The 19268-nt window shown below is 58.4% G+C and carries 18 protein-coding genes; 9 read left to right on the top strand and 9 right to left on the bottom strand.

Annotation, left to right across the window (positions count from 1 at the left end; all coding sequences use genetic code 11):
• Positions 1–515: 515 nt before the first annotated feature.
• From QFZ42_RS22440 to QFZ42_RS22415, 6 genes are read right to left on the bottom strand one after another with little or no spacing between them, the layout of a single operon-like run.
• Entirely contained in the window at positions 516–1262 is a 747-nt protein-coding gene (locus QFZ42_RS22440; protein WP_307703086.1) for a hypothetical protein, read from the bottom strand.
• 1 nt (position 1263) lies between these two features.
• The gene (locus tag QFZ42_RS22435) at positions 1264–2346 is read right to left on the bottom strand and encodes a hypothetical protein (RefSeq protein WP_307703085.1); all 1083 of its coding nucleotides are present in this window, start codon (positions 2344–2346) and stop codon (positions 1264–1266) included.
• A gap of 20 nt (positions 2347–2366) precedes the next feature.
• Complete coding sequence (locus QFZ42_RS22430; protein WP_307703084.1) at positions 2367–4568, bottom strand: sensor histidine kinase; 2202 nt, start codon at positions 4566–4568, stop codon at positions 2367–2369.
• A gap of 18 nt (positions 4569–4586) precedes the next feature.
• Complete coding sequence (locus tag QFZ42_RS22425; RefSeq protein WP_307703083.1) at positions 4587–5324, bottom strand: hypothetical protein; 738 nt, start codon at positions 5322–5324, stop codon at positions 4587–4589.
• The gene (locus tag QFZ42_RS22420; protein ID WP_307703082.1) at positions 5324–6976 is read right to left on the bottom strand and encodes an HsdM family class I SAM-dependent methyltransferase; all 1653 of its coding nucleotides are present in this window, start codon (positions 6974–6976) and stop codon (positions 5324–5326) included. The genes QFZ42_RS22425 and QFZ42_RS22420 overlap by 1 nt, the downstream gene beginning before the upstream one ends.
• 28 nt (positions 6977–7004) lie before the next feature.
• Positions 7005–7526 carry a hypothetical protein gene (locus QFZ42_RS22415; protein ID WP_307703081.1) on the bottom strand — a complete coding sequence of 174 codons (522 nt, stop codon included), beginning with the start codon at positions 7524–7526 and terminating at the stop codon, positions 7005–7007.
• 121 nt (positions 7527–7647) lie between these two features.
• On the opposite strand from QFZ42_RS22415, the gene QFZ42_RS22410 reads away from it, so the two are divergent.
• Together QFZ42_RS22410 and QFZ42_RS22405 are read left to right on the top strand one after the other, a co-directional pair.
• Entirely contained in the window at positions 7648–7917 is a 270-nt protein-coding gene (locus QFZ42_RS22410; protein WP_307703080.1) for a hypothetical protein, read from the top strand.
• Positions 7918–8363: 446 nt separating this feature from the next.
• Positions 8364–8936, top strand: a complete 573-nt coding sequence (locus QFZ42_RS22405) for a helix-turn-helix domain-containing protein (protein WP_307703079.1) — start codon at positions 8364–8366, stop codon at positions 8934–8936.
• A gap of 252 nt (positions 8937–9188) precedes the next feature.
• Here QFZ42_RS22405 and QFZ42_RS22400 read toward each other — a convergent pair whose 3' ends face one another.
• Positions 9189–9437, bottom strand: a complete 249-nt coding sequence (locus QFZ42_RS22400; protein WP_307703078.1) for a hypothetical protein — start codon at positions 9435–9437, stop codon at positions 9189–9191.
• 81 nt (positions 9438–9518) lie between these two features.
• Here QFZ42_RS22400 and QFZ42_RS22395 point away from each other — a divergent pair, with 81 nt between their 5' ends.
• The 6 genes from QFZ42_RS22395 to QFZ42_RS22370 all read left to right on the top strand — a co-directional run bounded on the left by QFZ42_RS22395 (position 9519) and on the right by QFZ42_RS22370 (position 16892).
• The gene (locus QFZ42_RS22395) at positions 9519–11006 is read left to right on the top strand and encodes a hypothetical protein (RefSeq protein WP_307703077.1); all 1488 of its coding nucleotides are present in this window, start codon (positions 9519–9521) and stop codon (positions 11004–11006) included.
• 289 nt (positions 11007–11295) lie between these two features.
• Positions 11296–12594 (top strand): SAVED domain-containing protein, encoded by a 1299-nt coding sequence (locus QFZ42_RS22390; protein ID WP_307703076.1) that lies wholly within the window; start codon positions 11296–11298, stop codon positions 12592–12594.
• On the top strand, positions 12587–13945 hold the full coding sequence (locus QFZ42_RS22385; protein ID WP_307703075.1) for a nucleotide-binding domain-containing protein: 1359 nt from the start codon (positions 12587–12589) through the stop codon (positions 13943–13945). The genes QFZ42_RS22390 and QFZ42_RS22385 overlap by 8 nt, the downstream gene beginning before the upstream one ends.
• A gap of 664 nt (positions 13946–14609) precedes the next feature.
• Positions 14610–15191, top strand: a complete 582-nt coding sequence (locus QFZ42_RS22380) for a hypothetical protein (RefSeq protein ID WP_307703074.1) — start codon at positions 14610–14612, stop codon at positions 15189–15191.
• Positions 15184–16290 (top strand): relaxase/mobilization nuclease domain-containing protein, encoded by a 1107-nt coding sequence (locus tag QFZ42_RS22375; protein WP_307703073.1) that lies wholly within the window; start codon positions 15184–15186, stop codon positions 16288–16290. The genes QFZ42_RS22380 and QFZ42_RS22375 overlap by 8 nt, the downstream gene beginning before the upstream one ends.
• A 350-nt stretch (positions 16291–16640) precedes the next feature.
• On the top strand, positions 16641–16892 hold the full coding sequence (locus QFZ42_RS22370; protein ID WP_307703072.1) for a helix-turn-helix transcriptional regulator: 252 nt from the start codon (positions 16641–16643) through the stop codon (positions 16890–16892).
• 405 nt (positions 16893–17297) lie between these two features.
• Here QFZ42_RS22370 and QFZ42_RS22365 read toward each other — a convergent pair whose 3' ends face one another.
• Together QFZ42_RS22365 and QFZ42_RS22360 are read right to left on the bottom strand one after the other, a co-directional pair.
• Positions 17298–17465, bottom strand: coding sequence for a hypothetical protein (locus QFZ42_RS22365; protein WP_307703071.1), 168 nt, complete (start codon positions 17463–17465; stop codon positions 17298–17300).
• Between the two features lie 12 nt (positions 17466–17477).
• Positions 17478–18413, bottom strand: a complete 936-nt coding sequence (locus QFZ42_RS22360) for an AraC family transcriptional regulator (protein ID WP_307703070.1) — start codon at positions 18411–18413, stop codon at positions 17478–17480.
• Between the two features lie 97 nt (positions 18414–18510).
• On the opposite strand from QFZ42_RS22360, the gene QFZ42_RS22355 reads away from it, so the two are divergent.
• Positions 18511–19260: an SDR family oxidoreductase gene (locus QFZ42_RS22355; protein ID WP_307703069.1), complete on the top strand. Its 750-nt coding sequence runs from the start codon at positions 18511–18513 to the stop codon at positions 19258–19260.
• Positions 19261–19268: the final 8 nt, after the last annotated feature.

The following is a 19268-nucleotide window of genomic DNA, read 5'->3' as shown; positions in this document are numbered from 1 at the left end:
GCCATAGCAAAGAGTTCTGCGACGAACTCCGCCCGAGCCTGCTCCGACTGCTCCAGTTGTTTTGGGTTTTCTTAAGCCCATGTGCTGTAGCTGGCGCTGGATGCGGCGGAGTCGCTCCTTCGCTGACAAACACGGCGCCTTTGACGCCCTTCCTCAGAGGGTCCAAGTAGGACTCGACACCTTCAAAGAGTTTTCGTGTTGCGGCTGAAGTGCGGGTCAGATAGTCAATACCGGAGTTCATGACGGGCGTTCGCCGAAAATAGCTAAATCAATACTGAGCGAAGGCGGGCGCTATCTCATGAGTCATCCCGGCGATTCAATGCCGTCGAGACGCGGGCGTTAGCCCATAGAACCTTACGGACCGCCGTGGTTACGGATTGCCAGTCGATGTACAGGCCTGTCTGATCAGATAGCGCCGATGCGCCCATCGAGTAACGCCCGTCACCGCTAGGGGCGCTTCTGATACGCGAGAGCATCAAAATTTTTTTCAATACCGATCCCTTGGTAGAAAAAGCTCAGACTCCGTCTAAGAGCATCTCACCTAACCAGCGCTTGCGATTTGCTTGTTGAGCAAGCCCATTGAAAAAAGGAAGCCATAGCCGGGTCTGAGCCATATGAATGATTTGTTGATACTCAGGTTCGCTACGAAGCTTGTTCAAAAGCAAACCATCGTGTTGCCCGATCGTGAAGTCTAGCGCTAATATTGGACAGAACGGAGGAAAAGGAACTCGAGGCCCGGGTGATTGAAATAAAGATGCCCAAATTCCGTCTTTGAGCGCCGGCAAGTTGATACCGGGCAAAAAGTTAGGTCCGCTTGCAAATGAGTCCTGCGCATGACCACCTCTTTGAAAATGAACAAGTGCATGAGGTTCGTTGGGAGGCGGACCGCCCGTATGGATATGCGTGTCTACCCGCCAATGATCTTCGAGTTCAACGAGGGCGGCATCATACTCTGCGTGGCCAATTACTTTAACCTGAAAATCGGATTGCTCTGGGATGAGCACATTCTCAATGTTATTTCCTAGCACAAAGATAAATTTCAGTTCTGCATCCGTAACCGTGCAGCCATGTGGATGCAGTGCCTTGTTTCTCGGCGGCGGTATTGGGAAGGAAATGTTACTTGTGAGCAGTCGCTGATTCATCCAATCAAAAGAGAAGGCCTGCTCCATCCCGAGCAAAGCAATACCAGTCCGCTCTGTTTCTGCATGCCGGAGAAGCACTCGAGCAAGGTCACAGAGCTCCTTCGGAAATGCGTCCCACATTTTATTTATGCTTGCGTGACAGCCGGGTCAAGTCGGTCTGGTTCAGACGAAAATCCTTCCCTTGCTGCAATGCAGGACCTAACGCAGCATAGAGTGGATCCACCCACGGAGGGAGGTCCGTCCGCGGCATCAAGCGTACGCTCTCCAAAGGATCGATCGCCATCGTTTCTTTTGGCTCCCGCTCGCCCATCAACGAGCAAAGCCGCCATGGCCGAGATCCGGCGCTGCCGATTGGCATTTGTAACGGGACGAGGCCCTTCACGGCACATATTTGATTTAAGCGCTCCACTCTTTCGGGTGGAGTGAGGTTGCTCAGCGGCCTTGATTCACGAGTTGCCTCGAGCCACCACGCTTCTAGGCCTCGGGCCCACCATCTAACAAACCTCTTTCCGCCAATGCCTGAGTAAAAAAACGGGAGCTTTGCTTTGACCTCATCCCAAGACGTCCCCGAGGCCGAAACATCCACACCAAGGCGGACAGCGAGAAGATCTTCAGTGATCAAAAGCCCAGCTGGCAGCAGGAAGTCGCGCATTAATGTGCCAGCGGCCACGTGAGGAGCGGACTGAATAGCCGATAGGAGTCTTGATTCAAAACCGAGATGACCAAGTAGCTCCCAGTCTTCAAGACTCAGCCCGACGAGCATCGGAAGTGTTTGAACATCTTCCGTTTTTGCTTCTTTTAGTCCACGGTAAATTTCGAGAAGTCCGTGTAGCTGGGCCACGACTTCTTCTGTATCTTTTAGTAGTGATTCTTTTTGGATTTTTAAATCAAAAAGATCATCGCTTGCCGGATCACCTTTGATATTTCTTTCCACCGGCCCGATCGCTGCAAAGCGAATAACTGGGAACTCTTGAATATCTCTGGATTTTTGCTTAATTCGAATATCTTGAGCAATCCCAGGACCGGTCCCTGTTTCCCCGACAGCTGCAGAGAGGTCTACGTCCATTAGGACACCATCCGGTGCATCTTGTCCTGTTAGTATTTTCGCCTTGGCTTCTGCGGGGGCGAAAACAACAACATCTAATCCGGTTTCATTCGACAATCTACTTGCAAAGGCGTTTGCGGCATCGGCTTGATCGTCCACGAAGATCCAGCGGGGTATAGTCATAAATCCGGTTCAGAGGGAAATCTCAGATCGAAACAGGTGGAAAAATTATCTGCTGGGCTTGATGCAAAAATCCGACCCGAGGAGTTTTCGACAATTTGATGAACAATCCACAGGCCTAGCCCAGTGCCCTTTGCGTGCTCGACGTCTGAGCTACCCGCCGGTGCTGATGTTCGAGTGGTGAAAAATGCATCAAAGACACGGTCCAAATTCGAGTCCAGGATCCCATCGCCGGAATCAAAAAACTGGATTCGGACTGCTGTCTCGTCGGAAATTCGGTCTGCTTTAACTAGAATTTTTCTCTCACCGTTTGCGCGTTTTATCGCCTTAACCGCGTTGGTGTATAAATTTAGAAGGATCGAAGCTATTTCCGCCTCGTGCATAGGAGTCGTGAACAAGGGATCGTAGGGCGGTATTTCAACAATCAGCTCGACTCCCTGGGCGCGTGCTTGCGATACCACGCCAAGATGAAACTCATGTAATGCTCGAGCCAGACTAATCGGACGCATGCCGCGCGCCGTTCGAGCTGCGGCAAGCGTATTCAGATAAGACGTCAGCGTATCTAGCCTTGCAAGCATGCTACTTGCTCGCTCCGACTGCGCCAGCAATTGAGCGTCACCATGGGACGCTAGCTTGGCCATCTCGAAGACGGCCTGAAAATCCAGACGAAAGGCGTCAAACGTCATCCCGGTTTCATGACTGAACTCCGCGGTGGTCATGCCAAGGGTCGCCAAGAATCGCAACATGGCTGCCTCGTCAGCGAGCCGAGCCTCTGCTGTAGCGATTTCTTCCTTTTTTTCCTCGAGAATCCGGGTGGCTTCGCGGACTTGAGCGACTACGGCCTCAGCTGCGTCATGGCCGGCCCCATTTGCGGCGGCTTTGATCGCCGCGTCTTGTGTCGCTTTTAAGGCGGCATCGAGATCGTGAAGAGCGTCGGCACTGGGCGCTCGTTCGAGGCGTGGTCGACTGGCGCCAGCACGAGTTTTACGACCTCGATCCTCAGCAATCCTGGTAGCTGCTGAGACCAAGACGGCCGATGCAAGGCTTCGAAGCTCGATGAACGCGGGCGTCTCGATGAGTCCTTCGCGCGAGGTGTGTTCTTCAAACAGCCTACCCTCGACATCAGTCACCTCTATTACGCCGAAAAAGTTACGATTCGCGATTGGCGCCAATATCGCACGCTTTGAATAGATCTCATCAAGCCGCAACCAATCATTGCCAGCATCACCGTACGGCACTACTCTAAATCCATTTCGATAGAGACGAACGCCGCCTTGATCTGCTAGAACATCTCTCACCCTCGCATAGACAAGACTGGGTAACAGATCCGGCGACAAGATCACATAATGTGTCTTCATCGCCGCGCTTTTTAGATGCTTATACGGAGGCGGGGTAGAAGAGTCCAAGTGATCGTGATGCACTTTCATCCACGGCCGCGACTCCCCAAATCTGTTTGCCGAAATTCTCCATTTAGCAAAGCCGTCGTCGGAAACGCTTAGCTCGATGACCGCGTGCAGGTGGTCTAGAATCTCTGTTTTAAAGTCGGCGACTGTGTTTTCATCACCGAAGAATTCATCTGCCCGTCTAAATTCGACAGAAAATCCGGGGTCAACCGCCGGGTTGGATTCTATTTTTGCAACGGGGAATGGTTGTTGGAGCGCCAACACGCCTCGCCAGCATCGACGTATCTGTGCATCTGTCCATTCGTCGCTCAGTTCTTCGATGCGTAACGTGGTTCCTTGAGTCTCGCTATCAATGGGTGACAGCGTAACATCGACGCTGCCTAGGTCTCGACCTGAAGTAAACTTTGTCCAGTCAACGGTGAGCATCAGTCCAGCCGAACTGCCCTCTGGCGTCGTACGCAGCACGAGCACATCGCCGAGGCGTTGAGTGGCAAACCGTCCAATGCCCTTTCGTCCGGCTCTGCGGCGTTTGAAGTGTGGAGAGAAAGGCGATTGAACTTTAAAATCGCTTGCAAGCCTCAAGAAACTGTCGATCAAAACTGCGCGCGACATTCCAACGCCGTTGTCTTCAATTTCCAGAGCTCCATCCTCCGTAAATCGAACAGTCACATGAGTTGCGTCTGCATCGAATGAGTTTTTGACCAACTCTATCAAGGCTGTCTCCTGCCTTGCTACCAGCTCTCGCCCGAGCCTGCTGATTATTGCGGCATCTGTGGCGAAATAAAGAGTCTCATTCATGAAGGAAAAATAAAGCTGCTATGAAGCTTTTGTTAGCGAGCCACCGGGCCTGAGTTCATAGAAGTCGGGGTTTCTTTGAGCAACTAGTGCGAGCAAGTCGTTCAGAATATCGTCCAGCGCAACGATCACATCTGGTTTGCCGACCGCGTATGCGGTAATCGACACCTCGGACGGATCAGCTCCGAGTAACAACAAATAAAACCGTTCAAATTGCTCCTCTCGCCCGGCCGGGTCATTTCGACCTGTGAATAATTGGAGCCGCGAATGGGCATTCTCAAGCGTCGAACGTCGACGGTCCGTTCCGTCTTCAGCGGCACCTTTGTCCAGAAAAAACAGTCCGGCCAAGACGGAGTAAGGAAATCTCCGGTGCAAGGTCACGGCTTCCATTAACATGTCGCCGCGACGATTGATCAGGTTCTTCTGATAATTTCCTGTTCTGGTATCTTTGAAGTTTATTGTTTTTACCGAAATCGCGAGAAGAAGGCCAGACTCCTCAGTGGCCCAAGTGACATCAACTTTTTTCGCTCCAAGGCCGCCTGCCATCCGTCGTTCGGCACCCGAATCACCTAGCTCGCCCATGCCTGCAGGACGTGCCTCCCGAAGTCCTCGAAGCCTCAGTTCTTCAGCTAGTGACAGCGCGATGCACTGAGAGATCTGTTCGCTGTAGCGTTTCTTTTCAGCTTGACTGGCGGTTGGTAACGGTTTAACTGGAAGCAATCGAAGTGCTTCTCTGAGAAGATCGTCAATTCTCGCCACTATGCTTTTCGCCTCGTCATTCTTCTATCTAAAAGGACTTGTCTCGCTTTCCGCAACGATTTAATCTTCTGGTCGCTGAATTTCAGATGATCTTTCAAGATCACACGGTCCACGATCTCTACTGCTGGTGTGATGTCATTGGATCTAAGAAGGGCAGAAATTTGCGGCGAAAGCAACTTGAGCCGAGCGGAGACGCTGCTGAGCACTTCGAACGATGGAATTGGCAAGGCACCTACCTCCGTGGGCTCGTGCTTTAGCATGCCGCCACCGTAGGCACGTCCAACAACTTCTGCGCCAAGGAGCGTCATGCTATTGAGCGAGGCGACAGCGAGTGTTTCATTTCCGACGTCTCGTCGTTTAGCATGCAATCTAATGCCATATAGACTATTGAGCAGCTGAACTCCTGCGCCGTTGCGAACCAGCCGGGGCCGGTCGTGGCTCATATAAGCAAACAGGAAGTCCGGACGCGGCGTCACAGGAACCCGCCACCATGGCTCTCGGACTTTGCACTTGTACGCATCCTGCACTCCTAGGCGCTGTCCATGCGCTATGTATTTTCGAGCTTCCTCCGAAGGCTCGGCTTCCGGTGCAAATAGATAGCAACGTCCACCTTCGTCTGCCAATTTTGTCCAAGCGTGTTCGGAGAAGGTGAGTCCTCGAAGATGTCTAGATCCGGGAGGCGATATGCGCATGAGTTCTGGCGCGCGAAGCTTTCGCTCGGCCACATCAGCCTTCGTCAGCGTGAAGAACTCATTATTCCCCGTCACGGCGCCAAGGTAAGTCTCGCCCCAGTCTGCCATCACTTCGTAGCCGTGGCTCTCAAACACCTCATCGTAGAGCGAAACAGCCTCAGCAGGGAGTAGTGCGTTGGTCCACTTCTCCGAGCCCTTAGGGGTGAACCCCACCCAATTTGCCGGAGCAAGTGACTTTAGGTCCTTTGCGTCTTTCGCTTGGTAGACCTCAAAATGTGAAGCTGAGCCTTGTCCCTCCGCAAGCAAGAGGATCACGTCTTCTTGCACGCCAGGAAAAACAAGATGATCGAAGAGCACCAAACGGACCTTGGCAAACCTGCGCAGCAGAAACTCTCTGATCTGAGCCGCGTACTTTACTGATAGCAACTCCGCAGGAAGCACAAGTCCCAGCCGGCCTCCTGGCTTCAAGAAGGCAGTTGCGTGCACCGTGAAAGCAGCCCAAGAGCTTGCGAGTTGGGTTAAGCGAACGCCCTGTCGCAGAGCCGCCTCGAGAGCTGCTGTCCTGGATGCACCTGCGAAGTTTTGGTATCGCACGTACGGAGGGTTGCCAATCACCACATCAAACAATGAATCTTGCTTGGGTAGTGTTTCGAAAAAGTCACCCACGCCAATCGTTGCGCCTATGCCGTTTTCGGCCAGAATCGCTTTTGCCGTGGTCGCCGATGCAGCATGAATTTCGTATCCATGTAGCTGTCTCGCCAAATCGTCGGTTTGTCCTGCGCGGAGTAGGGTGGACCCCGCCGCGCTGAGAAACGCCGCTTCTCCACACGAAGGCTCCAGCACGCGGTCGCCAACCCCTCGGATACCCCATTCGGCGATGAACTCGGTTATCTCGGAGGGAGTGAAGAAGGCGCCGCGAGCCTTTCGGAGTAATGCGGTGTCTTGAAGAACTACTTGCACTAGGGGGTCTCGGGGGAGATTTTGAAGCCTAGAACTGTACACCCGCACAGTAGTTCTGCGGCAGCGAACTTTTGCATATTCCGGTGCGCCAAAGCGCCGACGCCCAGCATCGCGTTGATGAAACCGCTGACGATCGATCCTCGCCGAGCCGTGGTAACGCCCGAAGCAGGGCTCCCCTCAGCCGTAGTAGTCCGCTCGAGGCCGTTGTTGACGGCTGGACCGTCTCGGGCGTGAGGTCTGTGACGTGTTGAAGCAGAGCGAACGCCACGCGCCATGCGCGGCCGTCGCAGTGGACGGTGGCCGTGCGCTGGTTGATCCGAACGATTTCTCCGACGTGACGCTTGAGGCTTTGGTCGGAGAAGCTCACTCGTTGGCCGACGCGGAAGTCCTGCCGGCGATGGATCTCCGGCGGCGGCTTCAGCGGCGCTGCGGGCGCCGGTGACGATGACGTGGCTGCATGCTGCTCATCGGCAGGCACAACGGCCGCATACAGCACGCTGAAGCGCTGTTTGCTTTGCTCATCGAGCAGCGTGACCTGTCGGTCTTTCATCGCCGCTTTGCGAGCCTCGCGCAGCTTGCCGGTCCCCCAGTCCCAGTACTTTCACCGTTGGCCCATGTGCAGCTCCGAGCGCGCCTGCACGATGCGCCTGGGGGCGGCCATGTGTTGCTCGATGACCCAGCTGATGCCCGGCGTCAACTACTTTGAGCGACTCAAGATAATTGTCGTCCGCCAAGCTGAACTGGTACAGCTCAGCGCTTGTGGCCATGCGGAGATCTTCGATCTGTTTGACGCGCATGCCCAAATTTCTTATTTGGTGCTGCGAGTCTTGCCTCTTGGCAGTGAGTTCGGCGAGAACGCCGTCAACCCAAGGCTCGCGATTTCTCCTGCCACCAGTTCTTGGAGTTTGCCGATTTCTTCGGGCGAAGGCGAACTTGCGTAGGCGAGCGTGAGCACAGTCAACGGGTGCAGGCCCAGAACCCGAACCAGAGCATCGATCTTCGTGAGCGTAGGGACGTTCACGCCTCTTTCGAGAATGCTGACATAAGTCCGAGATGAGACTGTGTCGAAGGCCTCCTGCGGGATGCCTACCGCCACCCGCACAGTCCGAAAGGCACGCGGAAAGTTGGGTAGCGGAATAGGAGGAGCACGGCGGCTTGGCACCGCTCAATTGCCCCATATAGAATGGCATAGAGCTACAAAGTATATGACGAGTTATTGTGCGTCGCACTCGTTCTCGGATGCTTTGCACAAGGTGCTAACTGACCATTCTCATGTGCGAGATTCAAGATGGCCGATAGAGAGCTTGCTTCGCCTCTGCCAACGGCTCGCCCGTTGCGCCTGCCAGCGTCGGTGACGCGTGTCCGGCCGCGGCAGCCGGCACCTGTCGTGCGCAGTTTGTCCGCGGCTCGCATTGGTGCGCAGGTGAGGGCGCTGCGCATGGCGGCCGAGGTGTCTGGCGGCGAACTGGCCAAGACCTCGGGGATTTCTGCCTCGATGCTTTCTCGCATCGAGCACGGTCTGGTGTCGCCATCGGTCGAGACCTTGGAGCGCCTCGCGCAGGGCCTGCATGTGCCGACCTCGCGCTTCTTCAGTGATCAGGCGCGGCGCACTGACTTTTGCCATGTGCGTGCAGGACATGGTGTCTTGGTCGATCGGATCGGCGCGGTGGCGGACTACCGCTACGAGCTGCTGGGCCACCTGCTGTCGGGCAACCTGTTCGTCGAGCCCTATCTGGTCACGCTGCTGCCCGGTGCAGATCCCTACGTGACCTTCCAGCACCCGGGCCTCAAGTTCCTGTACTTCCTGTCCGGGGCGGTCAGCTACCGTTATGGCGGCAGGACTGCGGAGGTGAGGGCAGGGGACTCGCTGCTGTTCGATGCGACCGCACTCCATGGGATCGAGGCCATTCAGACCCAGCCGGTCTCTTACCTGTCAGTGGTGTTCACGCTGCGAGAGTAGGCTGTTCTTGGCGGCACTGCCGCGCGGCGGGGCGACGCGGATGCCTATTCGATGGTTCCCCTGCGAGTTCGCTAGCCGATTCCACTCCCATCCGAACACCGCTGCCGTTTGCTTGGCAAGACGCGCCGACCTCGGCCGTGTAGCACCCTTCTGAGAGGAGTCACTACCGCGGCCTCTTGTCCGGCGCCTTCCTCCTGGCTGCCTTGCTGCTGCAGCGGCTCAGCGAAGCCTTGAGCATCTCGGTCAGCTCGATCACCTCCCCGCCGGTCGGTCCCGTGGGTGATCGACAGCCACAATCTCACGGCTTTCAATCTTGGCGTCGATGGCGGCGAGGATTCGCTGCTTCGCCTCGTCCTCGAACAGATCAGGCTGGTAGTGGTCCTCGGAGATCTGCTCGATCAGCTGCAGCGCCAACTTGAGCTCCGCGGCGCTGGTTGTCGTGTGCTCGATGTCCAATTCGGCCATCGAGCGAACCTCATCGGCATAGAGCAGCTGCTGCAACACCAGGCCTTCATCGCGAGCGCGTAGACTGCTGCGTTCAGCAAAATGTGGCTGCTGCCACACCAGGATGAAGTTTCCGCCATGAGCGAACGCATCGAGAAAAGTCCGCACGAGTTTTGGAAGAGGACGTGCGGCATCAATACCTATGCACACGGCAAAGAGCTAGCGCGCAAATACACGCCTTGGAACGGCTTCACCGCAGACGATACGACGCTGGTGAGCACGCTGTGGGAGGACCAGATTGTGAGCGTGTTCGACCCTGTAGCGGGGAAGGAAAGAAGGTTCATCCGCCTGGGTGGCACGCGGACCTCTTGGAAGAGTCTGGGGAAGTACCACGGTAAGGAGGCCCAGGCGAACTACGCCAGGGCCTTCGAACTCAAGCGTTCATATCTGGGGTACGAGGCGGAAGTCGATGAAGCAAGCTTTGCCAAGGGCCAGCGTGCGGTGAAGCACTTCTATCTCGATAGGGCTTGGAAGCTCGAGCGTCATGGTGGAGGAAGAGACCTCGACCTGATACAGCGACTGAACCTCGACGCGGAGTTCAGGAAGACTCCAAAAGGTGATGTCAACGACTATCAGCAGCCCTATATGTTGTTTGAGCTGTTGGAACGAGTTGAGAAAGCCCCGTACGACGATTTAGGCGAGGGCACTCTTGAGGCTGAAGGAGAAGTTCCAAGCATCACCGAGCAGCACGCGGGCTTGGCACTGCCCGTCCTCGTCGAGCATGTGCTGAAGCAACGAGACGGTGTCATGAACAGGCTCACGTATGAGGAAGTGGCCGCGAGGATTGGACGGCTCAACAAGCATGGCAAGCCGGCGGCTTTGGGAATGGGGGGCGTACTCGGGAAAGTGACGGAGCGTCTTGACCGACTTAAAAATCCTTGGCCTGAGGCTATTCCCTATCTCACCACTGTCGTGGTTGACGGCACCGGACCAAACAAGGGTTTGCCAGGTGTTGGAATAGCCGGAAAGTGGAAAGGCTACGACTCGCTCACGAGAAGCGAGAAGGAGTCCATGGTCATGGGTGAGTACGACCGAATTTTGGATTTCGGCAGTCGGTGGCTCGACGTTCTTGCGCTGCTGGGCGTAGAAGACCCAGTGGGCCCTGAGCTTCCGCCGGTGGGCGGCAGGGGTGGTCGATATGGAGGTGGCGAGTCTCCGCAGCACAAGGCCTTGAAGCTCTATGTTCTGGCGAATCCCCACCTCGTGGGCGCCAGCGCAGACTCGGTTGGTCAGGACGAGGCGGATTTGCTCTCTGGTGACGTCATCGATGTCCTCTTCAAGTCTGAGACCCAATGGGTGGGCGTCGAAGTGAAGTCCCGCATCTCAGACAAGAACGAATTGGACTACCGCCGCGGCATCTTCCAGGTCGTCAAGTACCAGGCTGTCCTGGAAGCTCAGGCGAAGTATGAGCGGCCGAATGATGACGTCGACGTAAAGGTCTACCTCGTACTAGAGACTGACATGCCAAGGGTATTCTTGGAACTGGTCGCAGAGCACGGGGTGAACTTGAAGTCTCGAGTTGTGCCTCCAGAAGTCACCATCGGTGCTGTGGTGGTCACCGCTTAGCCCGCGCGGCGCTCCTGGTATCGGCGCAGTTCGCCGAAGGTCGTCGACCGACCTCCGGCGAACTGCCTTATCCGTAGAAGCTCCGCCCCCAATCCCTGGGGTCTGCCGAACTGAGTGCGCTATTCCCCTTGCCTTCCTAAAGGCATCCAAGCCTCTGGTGGCTTCCAGTACAACTTGGAAAGTTTGTGCCCGCAACTCTACCTATAGTGGTTGCGCTAGCTATAGTGCGGCATCGATGGCGCTGGCCGCACATCAAATCCATCTTGAGCGCCGTAAGGAATAGCCGCACGTGTCCCTCTCTGCGTACCATCTCCCTGCGCCGGCCGATTGGCAGGCTTTTGAGCGGTTTACTCGAGACCTGTTCAGCGCGGTCTGGGACGACTCCCGTGCGCAGATGAATGGGCGCACAGGCCAGGCCCAAGCCGGGGTAGATGTATTCGGCACGAATGCACGTACAGGGTTGCTGGAGGGCGTGCAATGCAAAGGGAAAGACGCCCGCTACGGCCACAGCGTGACAGTAGATGAACTGCAAGACGAGGTGAAGAAGGCCCTCACGTTCACCCCCTCGCTGTCACACTACTACCTGGTCACGAGCGGCGTCGCCGACGTGAAGGTCCAGGAAGAGGCACGACGCATAAGCGAGTCGAACAAGAATTCTGGGCTTTTCGGCGTCGACGTCTACAGCTGGGACCAGCTGTTAGCGCTTCTGCAGGAGCACCGGAAGGTGGCGCGCAAGCACTTCAGGGCGCTGCAAGTCGCATTGACCGAGATTGACGCGCCAGCGGAGCTGATTGCCATCTGCCATCAGTCCTTTCAGAACGCAAACGCACAATTTCATACGGTGGACGCGGTAGCCGCGGCCGAAGGCTTCTATCCGGTGCAGATGGACGCTTCGATGCACTACGACGCGGGCGTGCTGGACGCCCGGGCGGCCCTTGCTGGCCAGCGCAACCTGTTTCGCGACATCTCCGGTCAGCTGAGGGCGCACCAGAATGCAATCGTCGCTTACTTTGGCATTGCGCACATCCCTCTGGTCATGCACGCAGGCACTGCGGCTTCGACCAAGCAAGCTATTCAGCTCTACGAGCTCGACGCCGCTTCGGGGGAGTGGGAGCCGCTCCAAGACGGCCTCGGGCCGGACTTGGGGGTCGAACTCGTGGACATGGGTGGCCCCGTCGGTGGCGGCGATGCGGTCATCCAGGTAGAAGTCAGCGCACGGGTCGCAAAGGCCGACATTGACCAAACCATCACGCAGCCTTATCGGCACTTCGTCGTGCGAGTTGCGGAGCCCAAGCGCGGCGTCATAACCCATCATGAGCAGGCACGAGCTATAGCCAACGCGTTCCGCGAGGCGCTTGACCGCGTCCACAACGAGAACCCGGCGACTACGCAGCACGTATTCGCAGCGTCGCCGGTCTCGGTCTCGTTCCGCCTGGGACAAATGGTCAGCCAAACCATACACCGCTCGGTGCTGGCCTATAACTATTCACAACGGAGCAATCCACCCTACCACTGGGCGGTAGATTTGCTTGCTGCTGACGGTGCTCCCAGTCAGCTTTGGATTTCGGAGGGAAAGCCTCGTGTTTGACGCATCGAAAGAATTGAACGCCTTCTACGAGGGCCATGTCCGCCTCGGTACGACGTTGCGAAACGACCTCGCTGGCTACCGTGACCTGAATCTGGGACGCATCACCGACGGGCTGAAGCTTCTCGGGGAAAAGCACAACACGACCTACCGGACATGGGTCGATTACAAGAACCAAGGCAGCTATGCGATGCACACACTGAATCAGTGTGAGCATATCGACTACGACATCGACGTAGCGGTCATCTTCGAGAAGGACGACTTGCCGGCAAATGCGGCTAGCGCTCGCATGCATATCCGCGATGCCCTTCAGGAGAAGATGAACGGCACGAACTTCAGCAAGGACCCCGACGCTCGAAAGAACGCTGTCACCGTCTGGTACTCGGACGGATACCACATTGACTTCGCGGTCTACCGGCGTCGCACAAATTTTTCGGGCAATACGGTCATCGAACACGCTGGCGGAGATGAATGGACGGAGCGTGACCCGATGGCTTACACCAACTGGTTCACGGGCCAGGTCGACTCAAAGAGCCCGCCCACCGCACTGCAGTCAGCGCTCGGATTGAAGGTCTCGGTACCGAAGGGGCAGTTGCGACGCGTCGTGCGCTTCGTGAAAGCCTTCGCCCGTTCTCGTTCTGCTTGGGCGCTTCCGGGCGGCATCATCATCACCAGCCTGATTTGCGAGGTGTACAAGCCGAACACGGACAGAGATGACATTGCTCTGGCAGACACCCTCAAGGCCCTACTGGTTCGATTGAAAGGGTCGGTGCACGTCGAGAACCCTGTACAGCCCGGCCTCTACTTCACTTCTTCGGACCGTCGGCGCCGCGAGGTAGAGCGCCTTCGTGACGAACTGGATGCGAAGCTGCCGAGCTTGGACGTTCTGTATCGAGCGGATTGCACCTTCAAGCAGGCCATGGGAGCCTGGGACGCAATCTTCTGGCATAACTTCTGGTCTGATGCAAAGAAGGATACGACCCGGTCCGCAGTGGTCACGTCTGGGCTCGCCATTGAATGCTGGCTTGCGAAGAAGAAAGAGGGCCCTGTGTACAAGCAGCACAAGAGCGACTCGGCCGCGCTTCCAAAAGGAGTCCACCTGCGCTTCAAGGCGGTGCCTCAGAACGTCATGCCGCCCTATAGCGTACGTTGGGCGGTCCGCAATGAAGGGCACGAAGCAAAAGAAGATGGGTCGCTCGAACATGACACCATCAAGGATGCCGACCAGCCCTACTGGACATCTACCGCCTACAAAGGTCGGCACACGATGATTTGCGAAATCATCAAGAACGGCACGACCGTCCAGCGTGGTGAGCACTTGGTGCGAATCGGCCCAGGTCGCCGACTTTTTTGATGCCCGATAGTTCGCCGCCAGCTGTGGCGCCCGTCCGGCTGGACGATGTAGCAGCGCTACCCGCGGCTATCGCCTTTCGCTTGAAGGCGGTCGACTCCGCATTCCTGGAGCACGATTTCATCGAGTTGGTGGCAGACGACCCAAGGGTTCGACCCCTGGCAGATGAGCTTGAAGTACACCTGCGCCAGTCACCGGTGCTGGGCTTGCTTCGCGAGCGGAATGAAGATTCGGTTTCGGCAGCCTGGACCCAGCGGTCGCAGGACGACGTCGAAACTTCGGGGGCAAAGTCTTTGTGCGGCTACGAGGGCGGAAACGTTCCGTCCCCCTCCGCAATGTTCGGCATGCCGAACACGATCGTGGTCTTCGAACGGTTGATCCACGGCAACGCTCCGGAGCCGCGAAACTGCGAGGTGAGCTCGACACTGGAATTCCGAGGACCACAGTCCTTGTGCGGCTACGAGCGTGGGATCGTCCCGTCCACCTCCGCAATGTTCGGCATGCCGAACATCGATGGAGGGCTCCGAACTGCCGATCGACCGCAACGCTCCGGAGCCGCGAAACGGCGAGGGGAGCTCTACGCTGGAATTCCGAGGGCGAAGTCCTTGTGCGGCCATGAGGGCAGGATAGACTGACGTCAGACATTGTTTGCTGCAACGGCGTTGCAATGACCAAGACCTTTCGATCGAGCCGCGTGATAGCTACTCGGGTGCCGTCCGATACGAAGGCGCACTTCGCCGCGCTGGCGGCGCGGCATCATCTCAATGCGTCGACTCTGCTTGCGAAGATGGTCGACGAGGTCCTCAGGACCAACGGTGAGATCTCGCTGGGCTCGGATGGACGGCGCTCCCTGCGCGAAACGGAAAGCGGCATTCGCGAGGCGGATCGGATCACGCTGCGGCTTCGCAAGGGCGATCGAGCGCTGGCGACCGGACGAGCCCGTGCCCGTGGAATGAAGACAGGCAGCTACCTGGCCCTGCTGATCCACAACCATGTGCGTGAAGAGGCCGTGCTGCCGCCGAACGAACTGGACCAGATCAAAGCGACCGGAGCTCGATTGGCCGCGCTGGGACGGCAGCTTCGAATGTTCGGCATGCCGAACACTCTGCCGGAGCCGGTGGCACCGGACCTCGGCGAAGCGATCGCGCTGGTCCGGCGTGAAGTCGAGGAGGCACGCGAAGTCACGGCCGCCATCGTGCGCCGCAACCTCATCAGTTGGGAGACCGGCGAAGGGAGCCGCCATGCCTGAACAGACGGTGCGCTTGGGCCGAAGCCGCCGCGGCTTTACCGATGCGCCGCGCGACGTCACGCTGGACATCGTGAGCTACGGTCGGCGAGGGCCAGGTGGCACGCTGCGCTTCGGCGCCGACCAGATCGCGCAAATCCAGCGCACGGTGGGCCGCACGCCCGAGGTGATGGTGAAGGTCTCCGGCGGCGGACGGGACATCGGTGGCGTCGAAGCCCATCTGCGCTACATCGGCCGGCATGGCAAGCTGGAGTTGGAAACCGACGAGGGGCTGGCGCAGCAGGGCCGGGGTGCAGCCAAGGAGATCACGGCCGACTGGCAGCTTGAGCTTTGTAGAAGCCAGTACAAGCCGAGACCCGCTCAGGGGCAGAAAGACATGCGTGCGAAGTTGGTCCACAACATCGTCTTGTCCATGCCCGCAGGCACGCCGCCGGAAAAGGTACTGGCGGCCGCCCGCGTCTTCGCACGCGAGAACTTCGCGCTGCAATATCGCTACGCCATGGTGCTGCACACAGACCAGCCGCACCCGCATGTGCACCTGGTGGTCAAGTGCGAACACGAGTTCGAACCGGGCAAGCGCCTCTACATCCGCAAGGAAACACTGCGCCAATGGCGCGAGCAGTTTGCCGCGCTGATGCGTGAGCAGGGCGTGGCGGCCAATGCCACACCGCGCCAAGTGCGAGGGCAGATGCGCAAGCCCTACAGGGATGCGATCCATCATCGGCTGCGCGCGCTTCGGGCATTCGACCAGCTGCCCCTGAGCGACCGGACCGGGCATCGGCCGCCGAAGACCTCGACCTTCATGCGCGCCAAGCTGGAGAGCGTGCTCCAGGCCTTACAGACAAAGCGAGGCACCCTGGATGCCGGCAAAGAGACCATGCAGCGCACGCGGCAGGAGGTGGTAGCGGGCTGGCACGCAATTGCGGATGCGCTTCGAAGTCAGGGCCAGGCCGAGTTGGCCGACCGGGTGGAGCGCTTCGTCGCGCGCATGCCGGCTGTGCAGACAGATGCGCAGCGAATGGCGGATCGGTGGAAGGACACAGAGAGAAGTCGGGCGCCGGAGCGCGCCCATGCCAACTCGTCTGGGCCACGTGTCCGATGATGGTGGAATCGTCCTCGTTTCAGTGACCTTCTGCAGGGTTGCCCGCATTGATACCGTGATGGTGTGGTCGTCTGAGCCTGGTAGTGAATGTGCCCGGGCCAGGGCGTTGCCTCCTGTCAAAACTGCCAGTTGTCAGAAGCTGTGAGTCGTCGCACGCTCGGCGCAGGTCCATGCGGAAGACGAGTCTATGGGGCGCTGGGCTAGGCTGCAATTACCGGGGCGATTCCGGATGGCAACGCTGCTCTGGTTCCGGTGCCGGTTCTGCTTTTGCCGGGGGTCTTCAAGTTAGAAATTCACCGTCGGTACGCAAGCCGCTACTTGAAGGCTCGACCCAACTTCAAGGAGTTGTCATGCAATTCGAACCCCATTTCAATCACCGCCATGTTGATCTGTTGACCGCGACAGGCCCCGCGTTTTTTCGCATGGCCGACGTGATACGCATCACCGCACTGAGCCGCGCCACCTTGTATCGCAGGATTGCTGGAGGCAAGTTTCCTCCTCCTGTGCATTTGGGCGGACGCGCCTGTGGATGGCCGCGTGGGGCTCTTCAGCGCTGGATCGATGATCCGGAGGGGTACTCGGACGATTCCCGAATCAGCTGATTTCAATATTGGAACCTGGCCGCGTCTTGGCTGGTTGACTTTTACCGGGCGATCGGAGATCCAGTGGCTACGACCGGACTAGACTGTTTGTAGTCAGTCGGCGCCGCCCGCTGAATGACTGCAGTGCGCCGCGATCGAGCCATCAGGCAGTGGATCGATCCGCCTCACTGCCGTAGCAAGGCGGACGGATCCGCGCCGCTCAATCCAGCAGTTCTTGCGCCGACGGCGGCGTCATCGCGGGCCGATCCGACCCGAGACCCGACGGCGCGAAGAGTACGGCGTTCGGCATGTGTGGGCTTCCTGCGATCTCGTGGCGTGTGCGCGCAAGCCATCGCAAGTTCAACCCCGATCGAAGATCTCGCGGCCGCTTTCGCCCGTCACTTGCGCGAGCAGCAAGGCCTGGCATCACCGACGATCGAGCGCTACACGATCGTGGCGCGGCAGTTCCTTGAGAACCACTTCAGCGCGGGCGAGATCGACATGCGTGCTGTCGTCGCCATCGACAGTCGGCAAAAAGCGGAAGTTCAGAAGGGCATTAGAAAGGGCCAGAGCGATGGTGAGCAGCAGGTCCATCTTTTGGTTTTCTCAGCTCGACAGGTGATCGGCGGTTAGAGCGTCTTTCTCGATAGCCTGCTCACGTGCATATTGCGTCGGCGTGCGGCCAACATGCCGCGCGAACGCCACGCTGAACGTGCTCGCTGAGCTGTAGCCAACACGCTCGGCGACGTGGGCGATGCCCATGTCGCCGCTACGCAGCAGGTCTTTGGCCAATGCCATGCGCCAGGCGAGCAGGTATTCCATCGGCGGTACGCCCACAGTACGGCCAAAACGCTCGAAGAACGCCGAGCGCGACAGCGCGGCCTGCTTCGCCAATGCCAGGACCGTCCACGGGCGCGCGGGGTACTCGTGCATGGCACGGATGGCGGCTGAGATGCGCGCGTCGGCCAACCCGCGCGCAAGGCCCGGCGACGCTGTCGTGCTGGCTGTGGCCCGCAGCGCTTCGATCAGCAGCACCTCCAACAGTCGCGCGAGCACGACCTCACGCGCCGGCCGTTTTTCGCGCGACTCTTCGCTCACCAGCGCCACGAGCGTCGCGAGCCGTTGCTCGCCGCGCACGTGAACGTACTGCGGCAGCAGCGAGACCAGCAGCGTCTTGTCCGGTGAGCCGAAACTGCAATGCCCGGCCTGAATACGCAGGTCAATCGGGCCCTCTGCGGTGCCGATCCTGAACAGCCCCGGGCCCAGCGAGGCCGGCACGGTGTCGGCCGCCTCGTTCAGCGGCTCGAGGCTGGACATGGCGACGCCGAAGGCCGCAGGCACAAGGATGAAATCGCCCGCCTGCAGCACGATCGGCTCGCACCCGTCGAGCGCCAGACGGCAGCTGCCCTCAAGAACAGCGCAATAGAAGGGTTGCCCGGCGTCCGAGCGCCGGATGCGCCACCGACCTGCACCGACGACCTGCTTGGAGAACCGCGCGGCCGGCTGCAGCAGCATGACCACCTCCGCCAAGGGATCCACCATGACTGGACTCTCTCCAATGAACAAAGGACTCCGAATGGTAGCGAGTACGGCTGCGGCCATCTATCGTCCAGCATCCTTCACTTTCGAAAGAGCCTCCTTGAAAACCATCATGATCACCGGTTGCTCCTCCGGCTTCGGCCTGGAAACCGCACGCTACTTTCTCGAACGCGACTGGCGGGTGCTTGCCACGATGCGCATGCCGCGCGAGGACTTGTTCCCGCGTTCCGAGCGTCTGCGCGTGCTGCAGCTGGACGTCACGGACGCGCAGAGCATCCGTAACGCCATCGAAGCGGCAGGCCCGATCGATGTCCTCGTCAACAACGCCGGCTTCGGGGCGCCGGCGCCATTCGAGCTGATGGACATGGAGACCGTGCGCGCGCTGTTCGACACGAATACCTTCGGGACGATGGCGCTCACACAGGCGGTCTTGCCGCAGATGCGTGCACGCCGGTCCGGCGTCGTGGTGAACATCACGTCCAGCGTCACGTACAAGCCACTGCCACTGGTTGGCGTCTACCGTGCGGCCAAGGCCGCCGTCAACGCCTTCAGCGAGTCACTCGCAAGCGAGGTCCAGCAGTTCGGCGTTCGTATTCATGTCGTGCTGCCCGGATCATCTGGTGAAACACGCTTTCGGGACACTGCTCGTGCCCACCTTCGCGGGATGGAAGACGAGGTGTACGCAGACTTCATGCGGAAGACCATTGCTCGCATGAGCGAGTCCACCGGTGCGGGGACTCGAATGCAGGATGTGGCCGAAGCGGTGTGGCGAGTTGCTGCGGACGCGTCATCGCCGCTGCACATCCCTGCCGGCGCGGATGCTGTGCAATGGGCGGCGCAAGCGGGTTGAAGCGGCGT

Source organism: Variovorax paradoxus (assembly GCF_030815855.1).
In the GTDB taxonomy this organism is placed as follows: domain Bacteria; phylum Pseudomonadota; class Gammaproteobacteria; order Burkholderiales; family Burkholderiaceae_C; genus Variovorax; species Variovorax paradoxus_M.
This window is presented reverse-complemented; position numbering and strand designations above follow the sequence as displayed.